This is a genomic window from Actinocorallia lasiicapitis, assembly GCF_054778695.1.
Map to the genome: position 1 here is coordinate 1 of NZ_BAAGZI010000106.1, position 16,596 is coordinate 16,596.

The 16,596-nt window shown below is 70.9% G+C and carries 16 protein-coding genes and 2 riboswitches; of the genes, 10 read left to right on the top strand and 6 right to left on the bottom strand.

Annotated features, from left to right (window positions below; genetic code table 11):
• The coding region (locus ACYVE7_RS14580) for a DEDD exonuclease domain-containing protein (RefSeq protein ID WP_460365213.1) at window positions 1–1,425 on the bottom strand (1,425 nt) is incomplete at its 3' end.
• A 124-nt stretch (window positions 1,426–1,549) separates the two neighbouring features.
• On the opposite strand from ACYVE7_RS14580, the gene ACYVE7_RS14585 reads away from it, so the two are divergent.
• The 4 genes from ACYVE7_RS14585 to ACYVE7_RS14600 all read left to right on the top strand — a co-directional run bounded on the left by ACYVE7_RS14585 (window position 1,550) and on the right by ACYVE7_RS14600 (window position 6,103).
• On the top strand, window positions 1,550–2,818 hold the full coding sequence (locus ACYVE7_RS14585) for an NYN domain-containing protein (RefSeq protein WP_460365214.1): 1,269 nt from the start codon (window positions 1,550–1,552) through the stop codon (window positions 2,816–2,818).
• An 89-nt stretch (window positions 2,819–2,907) separates the two neighbouring features.
• A complete protein-coding gene (locus ACYVE7_RS14590) occupies window positions 2,908–3,906 on the top strand; it encodes a C40 family peptidase (RefSeq protein ID WP_460365215.1) in 999 nt (332 codons plus the stop codon).
• A 372-nt stretch (window positions 3,907–4,278) separates the two neighbouring features.
• A riboswitch (cyclic di-AMP (ydaO/yuaA leader) is annotated at window positions 4,279–4,498 on the top strand.
• Complete coding sequence (locus tag ACYVE7_RS14595; RefSeq protein ID WP_460365216.1) at window positions 4,491–5,066, top strand: C40 family peptidase; 576 nt, start codon at window positions 4,491–4,493, stop codon at window positions 5,064–5,066. Its footprint overlaps the riboswitch before it by 8 nt.
• Window positions 5,067–5,172: 106 nt before the next feature.
• Window positions 5,173–5,354, top strand: a riboswitch (cyclic di-AMP (ydaO/yuaA leader).
• A gap of 11 nt (window positions 5,355–5,365) precedes the next feature.
• Window positions 5,366–6,103: a CHAP domain-containing protein gene (locus tag ACYVE7_RS14600; protein ID WP_460365217.1), complete on the top strand. Its 738-nt coding sequence runs from the start codon at window positions 5,366–5,368 to the stop codon at window positions 6,101–6,103.
• A 77-nt stretch (window positions 6,104–6,180) separates the two neighbouring features.
• Here the strand turns inward: ACYVE7_RS14600 and ACYVE7_RS14605 are convergent, their stop codons facing one another.
• The 3 genes from ACYVE7_RS14605 to ACYVE7_RS14615 form a co-directional block, all read right to left on the bottom strand.
• Window positions 6,181–6,528, bottom strand: a complete 348-nt coding sequence (locus ACYVE7_RS14605) for an ATP-binding cassette domain-containing protein (protein WP_460365218.1) — start codon at window positions 6,526–6,528, stop codon at window positions 6,181–6,183.
• The gene (locus tag ACYVE7_RS14610; RefSeq protein ID WP_460365219.1) at window positions 6,525–9,170 is read right to left on the bottom strand and encodes an ABC transporter permease subunit; all 2,646 of its coding nucleotides are present in this window, start codon (window positions 9,168–9,170) and stop codon (window positions 6,525–6,527) included. Before ACYVE7_RS14610 ends, ACYVE7_RS14605 begins: the two co-directional genes overlap by 4 nt.
• 72 nt (window positions 9,171–9,242) lie before the next feature.
• On the bottom strand, window positions 9,243–10,487 hold the full coding sequence (locus tag ACYVE7_RS14615) for an ABC transporter substrate-binding protein (RefSeq protein WP_460365220.1): 1,245 nt from the start codon (window positions 10,485–10,487) through the stop codon (window positions 9,243–9,245).
• Between the two features lie 110 nt (window positions 10,488–10,597).
• Here ACYVE7_RS14615 and ACYVE7_RS14620 point away from each other — a divergent pair, with 110 nt between their 5' ends.
• The 3 genes from ACYVE7_RS14620 to ACYVE7_RS14630 all read left to right on the top strand — a co-directional run bounded on the left by ACYVE7_RS14620 (window position 10,598) and on the right by ACYVE7_RS14630 (window position 13,192).
• Window positions 10,598–11,698, top strand: coding sequence for an alcohol dehydrogenase catalytic domain-containing protein (locus tag ACYVE7_RS14620; protein WP_460365221.1), 1,101 nt, complete (start codon window positions 10,598–10,600; stop codon window positions 11,696–11,698).
• Window positions 11,698–12,531, top strand: coding sequence for an SDR family NAD(P)-dependent oxidoreductase (locus ACYVE7_RS14625; RefSeq protein WP_460365222.1), 834 nt, complete (start codon window positions 11,698–11,700; stop codon window positions 12,529–12,531). The genes ACYVE7_RS14620 and ACYVE7_RS14625 overlap by 1 nt, the downstream gene beginning before the upstream one ends.
• Before the next feature lie 139 nt (window positions 12,532–12,670).
• Window positions 12,671–13,192 (top strand): Uma2 family endonuclease, encoded by a 522-nt coding sequence (locus ACYVE7_RS14630; RefSeq protein ID WP_460365223.1) that lies wholly within the window; start codon window positions 12,671–12,673, stop codon window positions 13,190–13,192.
• Window positions 13,193–13,207: 15 nt separating this feature from the next.
• On the opposite strand, the gene ACYVE7_RS14635 is transcribed toward ACYVE7_RS14630, so the two are convergent.
• Entirely contained in the window at window positions 13,208–13,342 is a 135-nt protein-coding gene (locus ACYVE7_RS14635; protein ID WP_460365224.1) for an SDR family NAD(P)-dependent oxidoreductase, read from the bottom strand.
• 44 nt (window positions 13,343–13,386) lie between these two features.
• Between ACYVE7_RS14635 and ACYVE7_RS14640 the strand changes: the two genes are divergently transcribed.
• From ACYVE7_RS14640 to ACYVE7_RS14650, 3 genes are read left to right on the top strand one after another with little or no spacing between them, the layout of a single operon-like run.
• Window positions 13,387–14,505 (top strand): acyl-CoA dehydrogenase family protein, encoded by a 1,119-nt coding sequence (locus tag ACYVE7_RS14640; RefSeq protein ID WP_460365225.1) that lies wholly within the window; start codon window positions 13,387–13,389, stop codon window positions 14,503–14,505.
• A complete protein-coding gene (locus ACYVE7_RS14645) occupies window positions 14,502–15,464 on the top strand; it encodes an acyl-CoA dehydrogenase family protein (protein ID WP_460365226.1) in 963 nt (320 codons plus the stop codon). Before ACYVE7_RS14640 ends, ACYVE7_RS14645 begins: the two co-directional genes overlap by 4 nt.
• Window positions 15,461–16,288, top strand: coding sequence for a TIGR03619 family F420-dependent LLM class oxidoreductase (locus ACYVE7_RS14650; RefSeq protein ID WP_460365227.1), 828 nt, complete (start codon window positions 15,461–15,463; stop codon window positions 16,286–16,288). The genes ACYVE7_RS14645 and ACYVE7_RS14650 overlap by 4 nt, the downstream gene beginning before the upstream one ends.
• Here the strand turns inward: ACYVE7_RS14650 and ACYVE7_RS14655 are convergent.
• Window positions 16,285–16,596: hypothetical protein (locus tag ACYVE7_RS14655; RefSeq protein ID WP_460365228.1), on the bottom strand; the 312-nt coding region annotated here is incomplete at its 5' end. The two genes, ACYVE7_RS14650 and ACYVE7_RS14655, sit on opposite strands and share 4 nt — an antisense overlap.

Below are 16,596 nucleotides of genomic sequence, written 5' to 3' on the forward strand. Positions count from 1 at the left end.
GCCGAACCCCGGTTTCGCCGCCACGAGCTGCGGGATCGTCGCCAGCGCCGTGTACCGCTGGGTGCGGGAGGCGGCGCGCAGGAACGCCGCCAGCCTGTCCCGCAGGTCGGCGGCCTCCTCGTAGCGGAGCTCGGCGGCGAGCCTTTCGATCCGCGCGCGGGCCGCGGCGACGACGGGCCGGACGTCCTGGTCGATGACGCTCCTGGCGAGCAGGACGTGGTCGGCGTACCGTTCGGGGGTCTCCCGGCCGTCGCAGGGCGCGCCGCACCGGCCCAGCTCGGCCAGCGAGCAGACCTTGGCCTTGCCGGTGGCGATCCGGCGGAGCGTCAGCGGCTGGGTGCACTGCCGGATCGGGGCCGTCTCGTACAGGGCGGCCCTGGCGTCCTCCGCGACGCGGGTGCTGGGGAACGGGCCGAGGTAGGCGCTCTCGTCGGCCTTGCACTCGCGGACCACCGACAGACGGGGGAACGGTTCGGCCGTCAGCTTCAGCCAGAGGGCGCGCTCGGGGAACTTCGACCGGCGGTTGTAGCGCGGCTTGTGCTCGGCGATCAGCCGGAGCTCGCGGATCTCGGCCTCCAGCGCCGTCGCGCACGGGATGGTCCGCACCCGCTCCGCGATGCCGATCATCTCCCGGACCCGGCCGCGGGTCTCCGACGCGGTGAAATAGGACCGCACCCGGGTGCGCAGATCGCCGCTCTTGCCGATGTACAGCGGCTCGCCCTTGAGGTCTTCGAACACGTAGACGCCGGGGCCGCGCGGCACCCGGTCGGCGAGATGTCGTTTGGCCTGCTGCTCGGGCGTCGGCGTCTTGGCGAAGGACTTGGCCTCCTCCAGCGAGGTGACGCCGAACGAGCCGAGCCGTTCGATCAGCCCGTGCAGGACGTCGACGGTGGCGCGGGCGTCGGCGAGCGCCCGGTGGTTGGGGGTGGTCTCGGCGCGGAAGAACCGGGCGAGGGTGCCCAGTTTGCGGTTGGGCACCTCGTCGCGGGTCAGCACGCGGCGCGCCAGATCCGCGGTGTCGAGGACCGGGAAGTTCGGCCACGGGTAGCCGAGTCGCGCGCACGCCGCCTTGAGGAAACCGGTGTCGAACGGCGCGTTGTGCGCGACCAGCACCGAGCCCGCCGCGAACTCCAGAAAACTCGGCACCACCTCGGCGACCTTCGGCGCGCGCGTCACCATCGCCTGGGTGATCCCGGTCAGCACGGTGATGAACGGCGGGATCTCCAGCCCGCAGTCGACCAGGGTGCCGAACTCGCCGAGCACGCGGCCGCCGCGGACCTTCACCGCGCCGATCTCGGTGATGCCCGCTTCGGCCGCGGAGCCGCCGGTGGTCTCCAGGTCGACGACCACGAAGGTGACGTCGGCGAGCGGAGTGCCCAGATCCGCGAGCGTCCCCTGGACCGGCCCTCCCTGAACAGGTTGCATGTCCGGCACGGTAAGGCCTGCGTCTGACAAAACCCATGGCAACCTAGGAGTGACCGGTAGGCATCGTTGAAAGGAGCAGACCATCGACGCCGAGGAACGTCTCCAGCGCCCCCTGCCTGAAGCGGTGCGCCAGATCGTGGTGGAGGCGGCCGCCGAGGTGCTCGGGGCGCTGCCCGCCGACGAGATCCCCGTGCCGTTGCGGCAGATCGCGAAGTTCCGGCCGCAGAGCCGCGCCAAACAGGGCGCTGTGCCCATCGCGGCCCGGCTGGAGACCGATCCCGGCTTCCGGGAGAAGGTCGCCAAACCGCTGCGCGACGCCCAGCCGGAGCTCTGCCAGGCGCTGGAGGCGGGGGATCTGCCCGCGGCGGTCGATCCGGTCAAGCTGGCCGCGCTGGCCTATCTGCTGCGCCCGAAGGGCTGGACCGAGCGGGTCGAGGCGGCCCGCGCCGAGCTGGAACGGGGCGTCAGCGCCGCTCAGGAGGCCGAGACGGCCCGTACGGTCGCCGCGTTGAAGGAGCAGCTCGCCGAGGCCAAGAAGGAGCGCGGGGGCGAACTGGACCGCGTCAGGGGCGAGCTGAAGGACGCCAGGATCGAGATCGCCGATCTCCGGCGCAGGCTGCACGACGAGCGCAAGGCGGCCAAGGCGGCGCAGGAGCGGGCCGTGGCGGTCGAGACGCGCCAGGAGGGCGACCGGACCGAGACCCTGGCGGCGCTGGCCGGCGCCGAGAAGGAGCTGAAGAGCCTGCGCGCCCGCCTCGGCCAGGCCGAGGCGGCGCTGGAGAGCAGCCGCAAGGCCGCCCGCGAGGGCCGCAAACTCGAGGACATCAGGCTCCGGCTGCTGCTCGACACCCTGGTCGACGCCGCCCAGGGGGTCCGCAGCGAGCTCAACCTGCCCGCCGTGATCATGAAACCGGCGGATCTGGCTGGGGGAGTGGACCCGGCCGCGGCAGGGGGCGCGGGGCGCTCCCTGTCGGAGAACGATCCGCAGCTTTTCAACCAGCTTCTGGCGATGCCGCAGGTCCATCTGATCGTGGACGGCTACAACGTCACCAAGACCGGGTACGGCGAGCTTCCGCTGGCCGACCAGCGCAACCGGCTGATCAGCGGGCTCGGCGGCCTGTCCGCCCAGACCCAGGCCGAGATCACCTGCGTCTTCGACGGCGCCTCGATCGACGGCCATGTCGCCGTCCAGGCCCCGCGCGGGGTCCGGGTGCTGTTCAGCAGGCCAGGTCAGATCGCCGACGAGCTGATCGGCGAGCTGGTCAGGGTCGAGCCGCCGGGCCGGGTGGTCGTGGTGGTCTCCTCCGACCAGGAGGTCGCGGCGTCGGCCCGGCGGGCGGGGGCCCGTCCCGCCACTTCGTCGCTCCTGCTCAGAAGGCTCGGCAGATTCTGACAATTCCGGCGTTTAGGTTGAGCGGCGGTGGTGTTCTTCACTAAGGTCAACAGCTGACAAACCAGTGCAAGAAGGGGCGTTCGTCAGCCGTGGCCAATCGTCAGCTCCCCCGTCGCTGGGCGGCCGCCTGCGTCCCGTTCTCCCTGGCCGTCACGCTGGTCTGGTCGCTGCCCGGCGCCGCGTACGCCGCGCCCAAGCCGACCAAGGCGCAGGTCCAGGCACAGCTCAACAAGCTCAACCACAAGGTCGACCTGCTCGTCGACAAGCTGAACAAGGCCAACGGCGAACTGAAGATCGCCAAGCGGAAGATGGACGCCGCCGACCGCGCCGCCAAACGCGAAACCGCGAACTTCGACAAGGCCAGGCTCGGGATCGTCCAGATGGCCCAGGACGCCTACAAGTCGGGCGACATGAACGTCGCCTCGCTGGTGTCGTCCGGCGACCCGCAGAACCTGCTCGACCAGGTCTCGCTCTTCTCCCAGGTGTCGACCAGCCGCGGCGACAAGATCCGCGAGTTCCTCAACGCCGCGCAGCGCCGCGAGCGCGAGAAGGGCCGCGCCAAGGACTCCCTGGCGACCGTCCAGGTCAAGGTCAAGGAGATCCGCGGCCAGAAGGCCGAGATCGACGGCCAGGTCGCCGAGCAGAAGAAGCTGCTGCGCAAGCTCGGGGTCGACCCCGACAAGCCCAAGACCGGCCCGACCGGCGGCACCTACGACGGCCCGGCCAGCGGCGCCCCCCGCAAGGCCCTCGACTACGCCTTCGCCCAGAAGGGCAAGCCGTACGTCTACGGCGGCGACGGCCCCAACGGGTTCGACTGCTCGGGTCTGACCATGATGGCCTGGCGTGCCGCAGGTGTATCCCTTTCGCACAACGCCGCGGCGCAGTGGGCTTCGCTGGCCGACAAGAGGGTCGCCTACGCGGACCTTCAACCCGGTGACCTGGTCTTCTTCCGCCAGCTCGGCCATGTGGGCCTCTATGTGGGCGGCGGGCAGATGATTCACGCTCCGTCCACGGGTGATGTGGTTCGGGTGGTTTCGATTACCTCTGGGTACTACCGCTCTACTTATTACGGTGCGGCCCGTCCCTGACGCCCTGTGTAACCGGCGTCACAGGGTGAGACCTGTGTCACTCCACAGGCAAAGCCCGCTTCACCTGCGCAGACGTTCTTTTGCGTCGCGTTTGCCTTTCCACGGTTCTTTGATACCTTCGAAGAGTCGCAACGTTATCCAAGCGTTGCCACAACGGGCGGCGCCCTCCAGGCGTCGCAGTGGAGCTGTCTGATAAAGACACCCGCCGACCGGCTGTCCCGAGAGCCGGTGTCGTCGAAGACACCGAGGCCGCGCATGGAAGCGCAGGGCAGAGATCTACGGTACGGCGTCACAACCCCAAACCCGTAAGTCGCACGACTGCGACGGAACCGACAAGGGTGTTCCGTCTGGGCATCATCACGCCCTCAGGTCGTCGCGACAGCGCCGAGTCCGCGAATCTCGCGGAGCCGGGGACCCAATCCCGCAGGCAACTGGCACCGCCCCCAATCGGTGTCCGTCATGCCCGCGGTACCCCGGGGTGAATCGGCCGCCCATGAGCTGAGCTTCTCGCTCGCAGCGGTGGGTGGCCGTAGGACGAACTTCCAGTCCGAACCCGTCAGCTAACCCGGTAGGCGCATGGAAGAGTGGAGATTCCCCTGTCCCGCAACCTTGGCACCTGCCTGCCCTCGTCCGGCCGTAGACGCGTGAAGCTGGCCACCGGCCTGCTCGCCGCCACCGCGGTCATGACCCCGGTCCTCGCCGTCCCGGCGCAGGCCGAGGCGGCCACCAGTTCGGTGGCGACGGCGACGAAGACCAAGAAGGCCAAGAAGTCCTGGTCACAGCGGCAGAAGACCGCGCAGAAGGCCCTCACCTGGGCCAAGAAGAAGAAGGGCAAGCCGTACCGCTGGGGTGCGTCGGGTCCCAACGCCTTCGACTGCTCCGGTCTGATCGGCTACGTCTACCGCAAGGCCGGCGTGAAGCTGCCCCGCACCACCGGCTCGATCTACCGGGCCGTCGGCAACAAGATCTCGTGGAAGAACCTCGCCCCTGGCGACCTGGTGTTCTTCTACGGCGGTCGTAGCCACGTCGGCATCGTGTCGAAGGTCGTCGGCAAGAAGGTCTACATGATCCACTCGCCGCGCACCGGAGACCACGTCCGCCAGGTTCTGCTCGACAAGTACCGCAAGAACTCCTTCAACGGAGCGGTCCGCCCCTACTAGGGGCCGTGCCGTGCGGGTCGGAAGCCCCCGAACCCTCCGGGGCTTCCGATACCGCTGAACCTCTTCCTTCATCAAGTCATATTCGCGGGACGCGACCTCGGTCGAGGCCGTCCTCCCGCCGAGTCCGCTTCACAGCGGAGCCGGGGACCCAATCGTTGCGGCGCACAGGCGCCGGAGCACGGGGTGAATCGGGAAAGGCGAGCTGGAACGCTCCACTCGCTGCTTCCGTAGGGCTTATTCCAGGCCCGAATCCGTCAGCTAACCCGGTAGGCGGCATGGAAAGCTAGGAGCAAAGCAGTATGTCCGGTCTGCACCGTAAGTCCGCCCATCTGTCTCTGAAGATCGCCGGTGGCCTCCTCGCCGGCGCCGCCGCCGTCAGCACCTTCGCCGTCTCGGCCGCCAACGCCGATGAGAAGCCCGCCGGTTCCGCCCAGGCCATCGCGCTGCCGCAGTACCCGTTCCCCGAGGCCATCCTGTCCGGCGGCACCGTCGCCGACGCCGAGAAGGCCGCCGTGTCCGAGCAGAAGAAGGCCGAGAAGGCCGCCACCGCCACCGCCGCCGACATGATCGCGAAGGCGAAGAGCCAGCTCGGCCACTCCGAAGACCGCAAGGGCCACACCAAGTTCTCGGAGTGGTACTCCAAGACCGACCGCGCCGGTGAGACCATCTCCCGCGACGGCGGCAGCCGCAAGGGCTACCTCGCCGCCCAGTGGTGCGACATGTTCGTCTCCTGGACCGCCAGCCAGGTCGGCGCCGCCGACACCGTCGGCCAGGACGCCTGGACCGTCGCCCACGCCAAGTGGTTCAAGGCCAACGGCAAGTGGAGCAACACCCCCAAGCCCGGCGCGATCGTCTTCTTCGACTGGAAGGGCTCCAAGCGCCTGGACGCCATCGACCACGTCGGCATCGTCGAGAAGGCCAAGAACGGCAAGGTCTACACGGTCGAGGGCAACACCTCCAACAAGGTGCAGACCCACGTCCGCAAGCCCGGCCAGATCGTCGGCTACGGCATTCCGGACTACGCGCCCGCCAAGTAGGCCGCAGTACGGTAAATCTCAGTGTGACAAGCCTCGTCCCAGGGCCCCGGCTCGTGCACGCTCCACCGGTCATAGGATCACCGACCATGGACGCGCACCCGCCCGGGCCCTCGGCGTTTCCCCGAAGATGCCTGCTCGCGGCGGCCCCGCTGCTGGCCGTCGCCGCCTGCGCCAAGGGCCGCCCCGGCCCTGCCGAGCCTCCCGCAGCCACGGCTTCCACCGTCGGCTCCGATCCGCACCCGCCCCGCGGACGGTTTCCGCAGCCCGGTGACGACGTCGAACAGCGTCGTCTTCCCTGCCCCGTTAGGCCCGATGATCCCGTGCACGCCACCCACCGGGACGCTCAGCGACACCTCCGACAGCGCCTGGATCCCGCCGAACCGCACACTGACCCCGCTGACGTCCAGCGCGCTCGCCCCGCTCATGACCGTCCTCCGATGCCCAGGTAGGCGGTGGTGAGCTGGTCGGGGTCCACGTCGGCGCGCGGCCCCGTCCAGGAGATCGTGCCGCCGGTCATGCAGGCGACGGTGTCGGCGTGCTCCAGCACCTCGCTGGCCTTCTCCTCGACGACGAGCAGCGCCACCCCCCGCGCCCGCAGCTCCCCGAACAGCTCGAAGATCTGCTGGACGACGAGCGGTGCGAGCCCCAGCGACGGCTCGTCGGCGATCAGCACCCGGGGCGGCCTGACCAGTGCGGGAGCCAGCGCCAGGAGCTGCTGTTCCCCGCCCGACAGCGACCCCGCCGCGACGCCTTGGCGCGCCGCGAGCTGCGGAAACCGGGCGTAGGCGCGGGCCCGGTCGGCGGCGTCGGGCAGCCAGGTGGTCAGGTTCTCCTCGACGGTCAGCCCGGGGAACACGCCGCGCCCTTCCGGCGCGAGGAAGACGGCTTCCCGGCTGCGCGCGTGGGAGGGCAGCGCGGTGATGTCGGTTCCGGCCAGCAGCACCCGTCCTGCGGTGGGGGTGACCGCGCCGATCGCGACGGCGCAGGCGGTGGTCTTGCCCGCGCCGTTCGCGCCGACCAGCGCGACGATCTCCCCGGCCCGTACCGCGAGGTCGACTCCGCGCAGCACCGGCACGTCCCCGTACCCCGCCGAGACCGAGGCGAGGCGCAGCACGGCGTCGTCCTCCTCTTCCGGCGGGGCGGCGGCCACGACTTCGGGCGGTGGTTGCGCGCGGTGCCGCCGCCGGTGGCGGCGCTCGGCGAACTGGGCGAGCACCCCGTCGGGATGCTGCGCGAGGATCATCCCGCCGAGCCCGAACAGCGCCGCCTCGAAGTGCGCCGACTCGCTGAGGTGGCGGAGCACCAGCTCCCCGCCCAACCCCATGATCAGCCCGCCGACGACCGCGCCGCCGACCCGCCGCACCCCCTGCAGGACGATCACCGCCAGCCAGAGGAACCCCAGATTGACCCGCAGGTCGCTGGCGAAGATCTGCCCGGCGAACGTCGCGTACAGCACCCCGCCCAGCCCCGCGACGGCCGACGCGACCGCGAACAGCATCAGTTGGGTTCGCACCGCCGACACCCCGACGACCTGGGCGGCGGTGGGCGCGGACCGCACGGCGAGGATCGCCCGTCCCGACGGGGAGCGTTCCAGGTTCCGGATCAGCACGGCGACGATCCCGATGAGCGCGAGCAGCAGCACGATCCGGGTGCGCGGGTCGGTGGTGTCGGTGGAGCCGAAGGTGAGGGCGGGGAAGGTCCAGCCGAGGGTGCCGTTGCTGAACGTGTCGATCTGGAAGAGCACCTGGTCGGCGAGGAGCCCGAGCGCGAGCGTCGCCAGGGCCAGCACCTTGCCGCCGAGGCGCAGCGCGGGCAGCGCGACGATCAGCCCCGCGGCGACGGCTGCGGCCATGCCGAGCACGACGGCCAGCGGGAACGGCAGCCCCTTGCTGACGCAGAGCCCGGCGGTGAGGGCGGCGAGCGCCGCGAACGACGCCTGCGCCAGGTTGACCATGCCGCCGATGCCCGTCATCACGACGAACGAGCAGAAGATCAGCGAAAGGCTGAGCCCGTAGGCGACGAGCCCGGCCCGGTAGTCGTCGGCGAACAGCAGCGCCCAGCCGAAGAACAGCAGCCCGGAGACCGTCCAGGGCAGGACGCGGCGCCAGCGCGGCAGGTCGGCGAGGTGGTCGGGCGGCGGCGCGTCCTGCGCGATCGACCCCGCCACCCGCGACCGCGACCGGTTCAGCAGGACCAGCCCGAGCAGCAGCAGGATCGCCGGGACGGCCGTGCGCAGCCCCGTCACCTGCTCGGCGAAGTCGGCGTACCCCGCGACCAGGTTCTGGACGACGCCGAGCGCGAGCCCGGCGGCGAACGTCACCGGGATGGAGCGGAGCCGGCCGAACACCGACGCGGTGGCGGCCGCGAACAGCAGGACGGTGAACGCGGTCTGGTCGAGGCCGAGCACGGGCACCGCGAGAATCCCGGCGAGCGCGGCCAGCACCGAGCCGAGCATCCACGCCTGCGCGGACGCGGCGTCGGCGTCGATCCCACGCCAGGTGGCGAGCTGCCGGGAGTCGACGGTCGCGCGCATCCGCAGCCCGAGCGGCGTGTGCCGCATGATCGCCCAGAGGACGACGGCGGCGAGCACCGCGAACCCGAAGACGACGAGCTGGTCGCTGTCGATCCGCACCCCGGGCAGCGGTTCGAAGGTGTGGGCTGGCCGCGGTCCGAGGCCGCGCGCCGACGCCCCCTCGGTGACCTCCGGCAGGTCGAGCAGCTCCACGATCCAGAGCCCGAGCGCGGGCAGCGCGATGGTCAGCCCGATCGTCGCGACGATCTGCGGGGTCTCGCCGGCGGTGGCGAGGCCGCGGAACATCAGCCGGTGCAGCGCGTACCCGAGCAGCGGCGCGAACAGCAGGACGGTGAGGAGCGCGGCGGGCCAGGCGGCCCAGCCCGCCCCGGTGGTGAGCTCGAAGTACAGCAGGGCGGCGGTGAAGCCGATGGCGCCGTGCGCGAAGTTGAAGACGCCGGTGGCGGCGTGGGAGAGGGTCAGGCCGGAGCCCAGCAACGCGAAGATCGCACCGGTCACCAGCCCGCTCAGCACGTAGCCCGCGAGTTCCGTCAAGGCTCATCTCCAGAAGCGGGAGACGCCGCCCGCACCCGCAGGGTGGGCACGGGCGGCGCGTTCGGGGGGCGGCTACTGCGTCAGCGGCACGTTGGTCGTGCACTTCAGATGCTGGGCGACGGTGAACCTGCCGTCCTTGAGCTGGACGATCGCGCCGCAGCCGTTGGGTTCGGTCTTGTCCTTCGGGTATTCGATCCGGCCGAACCCGGGGTTCTCGTAGACGAAGGAGTTGGCCGTGGTCAGGAAGGTCGTGCGGGTGAGGTCCTTGCCGGCCTGCTCGGCGATCTTCAGGAAGATGTCGGCGGACCAGTAGCCGATGGCGACGTGCTGGGTGAGGACGGCGGCCGGGTCGACCTTCTGGATGTCGGCCTTCATCTGGACGACCTCCTTCGCGTCGGACTCGAACGGCTCGAACTGCGGCGCGGTCAGCACCCCGTCGAGCCCGGCGGCGATGGCCGGGTCCTTCAGCACGGACGGGTCGTAGCTGGTCGGGTCGGAGACGGCGCCGGTGTATCCGGCTTTGCGGAGCGCGCCGAACAGCCCGGCGTTGAGTTTCGCACCGGCCATCACCGAGACGACGACGTCGGGAGCCTTGCCGCCGTCCGACTTCATGATCTTGTTGACGTAGGGCAGCCAGTCCTGCGGGGGAGCGGTCGCGGGGACGGCCGCGGAGGTGCCGGCGAGCTTGAACCCGGCGGCGGAGAACGACTGGCTGATGGTGCCGACCCCGTACTTGGACGACGAGGAGTCGGCGCCCTGCACGAACACGGTCTTGCCCTGCGCGCCGCCGATCTGTGCGCCGACGAGCGAGCCCCACCAGGTCTGGGTGCCGGCGCCGGGCTTGGGCGCGAGGCAGCCGTTGTAGCCGAAGCCGGTCTTGGACTCGCACCACTGGGTGCCGGTCGCCCAGCCGAACCATGGGACGTTCTGCTGGTCGAGGAAGGCCGCCCCGCCGAACTGCGGCGAGCTGACCGGCACCAGCGCGAAGACCTTGTCCTTCTGGACGAGTTTCTGCGCGACCTTGGCGCCGTTGGCAGGGTCCATGTTGTCGTCTTCGGCGCCGACGAACTCGATCTTCCGGCCGTTGACGCCGCCCTCGGCGTTGGCGCGCTCGAACCTGGCCTTCGCCCCGATCTCGGCGCCGGCGGTGGAGTAGCCGGTGGCGCTGGTCTTGACCAGCACGCCCCCGATCTTGATGGTGGAGTCGGTGACGCCGTCGGTTCCGGAACTCGAACCGCCCTTGTCGTCGGTGGTGCCGCAGGCGGCGACCAGCGCGACCGCGGCGAGTGCCGCGGCCGTCCTCAGGGTCTTGCGCATGGGGTGGGCTCCAGGGCTTGGGGAAGAACTAGCGCTCGCTTGGTCGGAGAGTAGATTCGAAATTCCGCGACCGTCAAGCCAAGCAAGTGCTTGGTGGTAGCGTCCGTGTCATGACGACTATGCGCGCGGCCGTGCTGCGGGAGTTCGGCTCCCCGCTGGAGATCCTCGAAGTCCAGGTCCAGGAGCCCAGGGACGGCGAGGTCCTGGTGAAGATCGCCGCCTCCGGCATCTGCGGATCCGACCTGAAGGCCCTCGCCGGGAAGAGCCCCGTGGTGCGGCAGCTACCGGTGATCCCCGGGCACGAGAGCGCGGGCGTCGTCGAAGCCGTCGGCCCCGGCGTCACCGCCGTGAAGCCCGGCGACCACGTCATCATCGCGATGAACGGGCCCTGCGGACGCTGCCGGAACTGCGCGCGCGGCAAGGTGTTCCTGTGCAGCGGCAAAGGCCGGATCGCCGCCATCATGGGCACGATGCGCGACGGCACCACCCGCATCACCCTGGACGGCGAGAGCGTCCGCAGCTACATCGGGATCGGGTCGTTCGCCGAGTACGCGGTGGTCGCCGAGCCGATGTGCGTCAAGGTCGCCAAGGACGCGCCCCTCGACCTGCTGTCGCTGACGGCCTGCGGTGTCATCACCGGCGTCGGCGCCGTGTTCAACACCGCGCAGGTCGAGCGCGGTTCCAGCGTGCTGGTGGTCGGGGCGGGCGGGGTCGGGCTGAACGTGATCCAGGGCGCCGTCCTCGCGGGCGCGACCACGATCATCGCCGCGGACGTCGTGCCGGCCAAGCTGGAGCTGGCCGGGAAGTTCGGCGCGACCCACACGATCCTCGCCGAGGACCTGCCCAAGCAGGTCGGCGAGATCGTGCGCGGCGGAGTGGACTACGCGTTCGACGTCACCGGCAACGTCGCCGTGCTCCAGGCGGCGTTCAACTCCACGCAGGGCGGCGGCACCACCGTCATGGTCGGCAGCCCGTCGGCGAAGGAGCTGACGATCTCGCCGCAGACCCTGTTCCAGTCGCGGCGGCTGCTCGGCACCCAGGGCGGCGACGCCGCGCCCGCCCGCGATCTGCCGTTCCTCGTGGACCTCTACAACCAGGGCCGGCTCAACCTCGACGCCCTGGTCAGCGAGCGCGTCCCGCTCGACCGGGTCAACGAGGCGGTCGAGCACGTCAAGTCCGGGGCCGTCGCCCGCTCCGTGATCGTCTTCTGATGCGGGAGCTCACCGGGAAGGTCGCGGTCGTCACCGGCGCGGGCAGCGGGATCGGGCGGGCGCTGGCCGTGCGGTTCGCCGCCGAGGGGATGCGGCTCGCGCTCGCCGACATCGAGCCCGACGCCCTCGCCGAGACCGCCGCCCTCGTCGGCGGCGCGCCCCTGACCAGGGTCGTGGACGTCGGCGACGAGCAGGAGGTGCGGGCGTTCGCCGACGCCGTCTTCGACGCCCACGGCGCGGTCCATCTGCTCTGCAACAACGCGGGCGTGTTCGCGGGCGGCGAGCTGTGGAGCAGGCCCCTGGCGGACTTCGAGTGGGTGCTCCGGGTCAATCTCTGGGGCATTCTGCACGGCATCCGCGCGTTCGTCCCCCGGATGATCGCGCAGGACGCCGAAGGCCACATCGTCAACACCGCCTCCGTCGCGGGCCTGTTCGCCGCGCCGTTCTCCGGCCCGTACACGATCTCCAAGTTCGCCGCTTACGGCGCGACCGAGAGCCTCGCCCACGAGCTGGCCATGAGCGGCTCGAAGCTCAGGGTCTCGGTCCTGTGCCCCGGCGGCGTGAAGACGCAGATCCATGTCTCCGGCCGTAACCGTCCCGCCGAGCTGGCCGCCGACCCCACCCCCGACCAGGACTTCATCGACCAGGTCATCACCGACACCATCACCGCCGGCATCGCCCCCGCGGACGTCGCCGCGGCCGTCGTCGACGCGATCCGCACCGAGCGCTTCCTGATCCTCACCCACCCCGCCTACGCCCCCGGCCTCCTCCAGCAGGCCCAGTCCCTGATCGACGGCCACCTCCCCGCCCTGCCCGACTTCGAACAGCGCTGACCGGAGACCCGGTCCGGGAAACCTGAATTCCCCCGGACCGGCCCGGCCAAATCTTCTGTCCACAGGCATGGTCGGTCGGCGGTCGTGCGAGGTGGCCAACGGATACTGTGGTGGTCATGGGAAGAAGTGGAGGTAGATCATGACGACGATCAACGAGCTCTACCGCTCGCTCGAGCTCCCCGAAGGCTTCCGTGACGAGCTGATCAATGGAGAGATCCACGTGTCGCCCTCCCCCAGTCCGACACATTTCGAGATCCAGGACGCGGTCGTGGATCAGATGAAGGCCGCCGGTTTCAAGGTCGTCTACGAGCAGACGCTGACCCACCCCGCCTTCGGCGACGAGCCACGGCCTGACGTCGCGGTCTTCCCTCCGGGCACCCGGAAGCCGTTGACCGGCTACTACAACGGCGCCGAGATGATGGCCGTCATCGAGATCGTCTCGAAGTCGAACCACTCGACCGACACGGTCGACAAGGTCGAGATGTACGCGCGGTGGGGCGTTCCGCGCTACCTGATCATCGATCCCCGTAGCGGTAGCTGGCTCCTGTACAGCGATGTGGTCGGCGGTCGCTACCGCACGACGTCGACGGGCAAGTTCGGAGAAACCGTCAAGGTCGGGGAGCGGATGTCGGTGCGGACCGAGGAGTTCGATACCTACTAGCGCACTGCCGGTCGGCTAGGCGCTCTGGTAGTCGGCGGAACCCTCGGCGGCCACGGTGACGTTCGCGCCTTCGGCGGTCATGAGCCGGGCCAGGGTGCGGCCGAGCCCTGGCCCCGCACCGGTGATGATCACCGTCTTGTCTGCTAGCACGCGGCCACTGTACCAAGCGGTTGCTTGTTTGGTAGCGTGCGAGGGTGGATCTCACCTTCACCCCCGCTCAGCAGGCGCTCCGTGCCGAGGTCAGGGAGTGGCTGGCCGCCAACGTGCCGGGCCCGCTGCCCTCGATGGACACCGCGGAGGGCTTCGCCCTGCACCGCGACTGGGAACGGAGGCTAGCCGGCGCGCGGCTCAGCGTCATCTCCTGGCCCGCCGAGTTCGGCGGACGCGGCGCCGACCTCGTCGACTGGCTGATCTTCGAGGAGGAGTACTGGGCGTCCGGCGCGCCCGGCCGCGTCAGCCAGAACGGGATCTTCCTGCTGGCGCCGACGATCCTGCACTACGGGACCGACGCGCAGAAGGCGCGGTTCCTGCCCGCGATGGCGCGCGGCGAGCAGATCTGGGCGCAGGCCTGGTCCGAACCGGAGGCGGGCAGCGATCTGGCGTCACTGCGGGCGAGCGCCACCCGCGCCGACGGCGGCTGGCGGCTCAACGGGCAGAAGACCTGGAGCTCCCGCGCCGTCCACGCGCACTGGGGGTTCGGGCTGTTCCGCTCCGACCCCGACTCCCAGCGCCACCACGGGCTCACCTACTACCTGTTCCCGCTCGACGCCCCCGGCGTCACGGTCCGGCCGATCGCGCAGCTCGACGGCGAGGCCGGCTTCGCCGAGATCTTCTTCGACGACGTGTTCGTCCCCGACGACCAGGTGCTCGGCGAGGTCGGCAGGGGCTGGCCGGTCGCGATGGCCACGACCAGCTCCGAACGCGGCCTCACCCTGCGCAGCCCCGGCCGGTTCCTGGCCGTCGCGGAACGGCTGCTCGCGCTGGCCGCCGCCGCGGACGACCAGACCCTCCAGGACGCCGCCGTCCGGGCGTACCTCGACGCCGACGCCTACCGGCTGCACACCTGGGCGGCCGTCGCCCGGCTCCAGGAGGGGACCGAACTGGGCCCCGCCTCCTCCCTGATGAAGGTCTTCTGGTCCGAGCTGGACCTGCGGCTGCACGAGATCGCGCTCGACCTGCGCGGCCCCGACGCGGCCCTCGCCGACCGCTGGCTCGACGGTTTCCTGTTCGCCCTCGCCGGGCCGATCTACGCGGGCACCAACGAGATCCAGCGGAACATCATCGCCGAACGAGTGCTGGGGATGCCCCGTTGAGATTCGCGTTCACCGAAGACCAGCGGCTGCTCGCCGCGACCGTCGCCGAGACCCTGGAGAAGGCGTGCCCGCCGTCGCTGGTGCGCGCCGCCCGCACCGACCCCGGCGTGCGGCGCGGCGCCGCGTGGAGCGCGCTCGCCGAGCTCGGGCTGCTCGGCGCGACCGTCCCCGAGGAACACGGCGGGCTGGGGTTCACACCGCTCGACACCGTGCTCGCCTGGACGGAGATCGGCCGCGCCTGCGTGCCGGGACCGCTGGTCGAGACGGCCGTCGTCGCGCCGTTCCTGGCCGGCCCCGGATGGCTGGAGCGGATCGCGTCGGGCGCGGCGGCGGTGTCGGTGCGGGCGTCGGAGAACCCCTACCTGCTGGACGCCGACCTCGCCGACCTGCTGCTCCTGCCCGAGGAGGGGACGGCCGAACTGACCGCCCTGAAATCGGGCGACGCCACCCGGCGGCTGTTCTCCGCCCCGGGCCCGGCCCCATCGGCCGGGATCGCGGCCGACCACGCGGCGGTGGCCGTCGCGGCGCAGCTCCTGGGCCTGTCCCGGTGGCTGACCGACACGGCCGTCGCCTACGCGGGGCAGCGCAGGCAGTTCGGCACGGTCATCGGCTCGTTCCAGGCGCTCAAGCACCAGCTCGCCAATGTGGCGATCAAGGTGGAGTTCGCGACGCCCGTCGTGCACCGCGCCGCCTACTCCCTCACCCACGCGCTGCCGACCGCCGCCCGCGACGCCTCGCACGCCAAGGTCGCCGCGGGGGAGGCCGCCCACCTCGCCGCCAGGACCGCCCTCCAGGTGCACGGCGGCATCGGCTACACCGACGAGCTCGACCTGTTCCTCTGGCTGTCGCGGGTCTGGGCGCTCCGCGCCACCTGGGGCGAGGAAGGCTTCCACCGCGCCCGGCTGCGGGCCGACCTGCTCGGCACGGCCCAGGAGAGTGTCACGAGGAGTGCACAGTGAAGTTCGGCGTACCGCTCGGCCTGGTCCACCCCGGGGTCTGGCGCGAGCTGACGGTCGAGGCCGACCGGCTCGGGTTCGAGTCGGTGTGGATGCCGGAGCACCTGGTCTTCACCACGGACCTGTCGACGGCCGTCTACCCGGGCACCGGCGACCCCGGCATCAACCCGGTCACCCCGCTGTTCGACGCCACCGGCTACCTGTGCGCGCTGGCCGCCGTCACCGAGCGGATCAGGCTGGGCACGGCCGTCTACCTGTTCGGGCTCCGCCATCCGCTGGTCACCGCGCGGGCGTTCGCCACCCTCGACCAGATCTCCGGCGGACGGGTGATCGTCGGGGTGGGCAGCGGCTGGTACGCGGGCGAGTGGATCGCCGCGGGCGTCGATTTCAAGACCCGCGGCGCCCGGCTGGACGAGGCGATCGCGGCCGCCCGCCGGCTCTGGACGGAACCGGCCGTCGCCCACGAGGGCGAGCACTTCTCCTGGCCGGAGGTCGCCTTCGAACCCAAGCCCGTCCAGCCGCGCCTCCCGGTGATCGTCGGCGGTGAGTCGGACGCGGCGCTGCGCCGGGCCGCCCGCAACGACGGCTGGATCTCCATGCCGCAGACCCTGGAGACCATCGGGCCCCGGCTCGAGAGGCTTCGCGCGTACCGGGGCGACCGGCCGGGCCCGTTCGAGATCACGGTCCACGCCTACGAGCTGAGCGGCCCCGACGAGGTCGCCGAGTGGGCGGCCCTCGGCGTCGACCGGCTGATCGTCCGCCCCTGGACCAGGACCCGCGACGCACTCCCCAAGCTCGCCGAGTTCGCCCGCGACTACGGGGTCTAGGTCTGGTCCTGGCGGTATTCGAAGAGCTGGACTTCGGGCGGGTGCTGGTACCAGGTGACGATCACCGAGGAGCTCTTGGCGGTGGCCGTCACGAAGTCGACGCGTAGTTCGTAGGTGTTGGTGTGGGTCCGCACCTGGTAGCCGGGGTTGGGGTAGGCGTTGAAGAGCGTCGCGCCGGTCGGGGTGAGGGTCAGGCTGGCCCGGCCGCCGATGGTCGTGTAGGTCCGCACGTCGCCCCGCGCGGTCTCGGGGGCGCGGTCGGGCGGCGGGGTCTTCTTCCGGCCGGACGGGGCGGGCGTGGCGCTGGG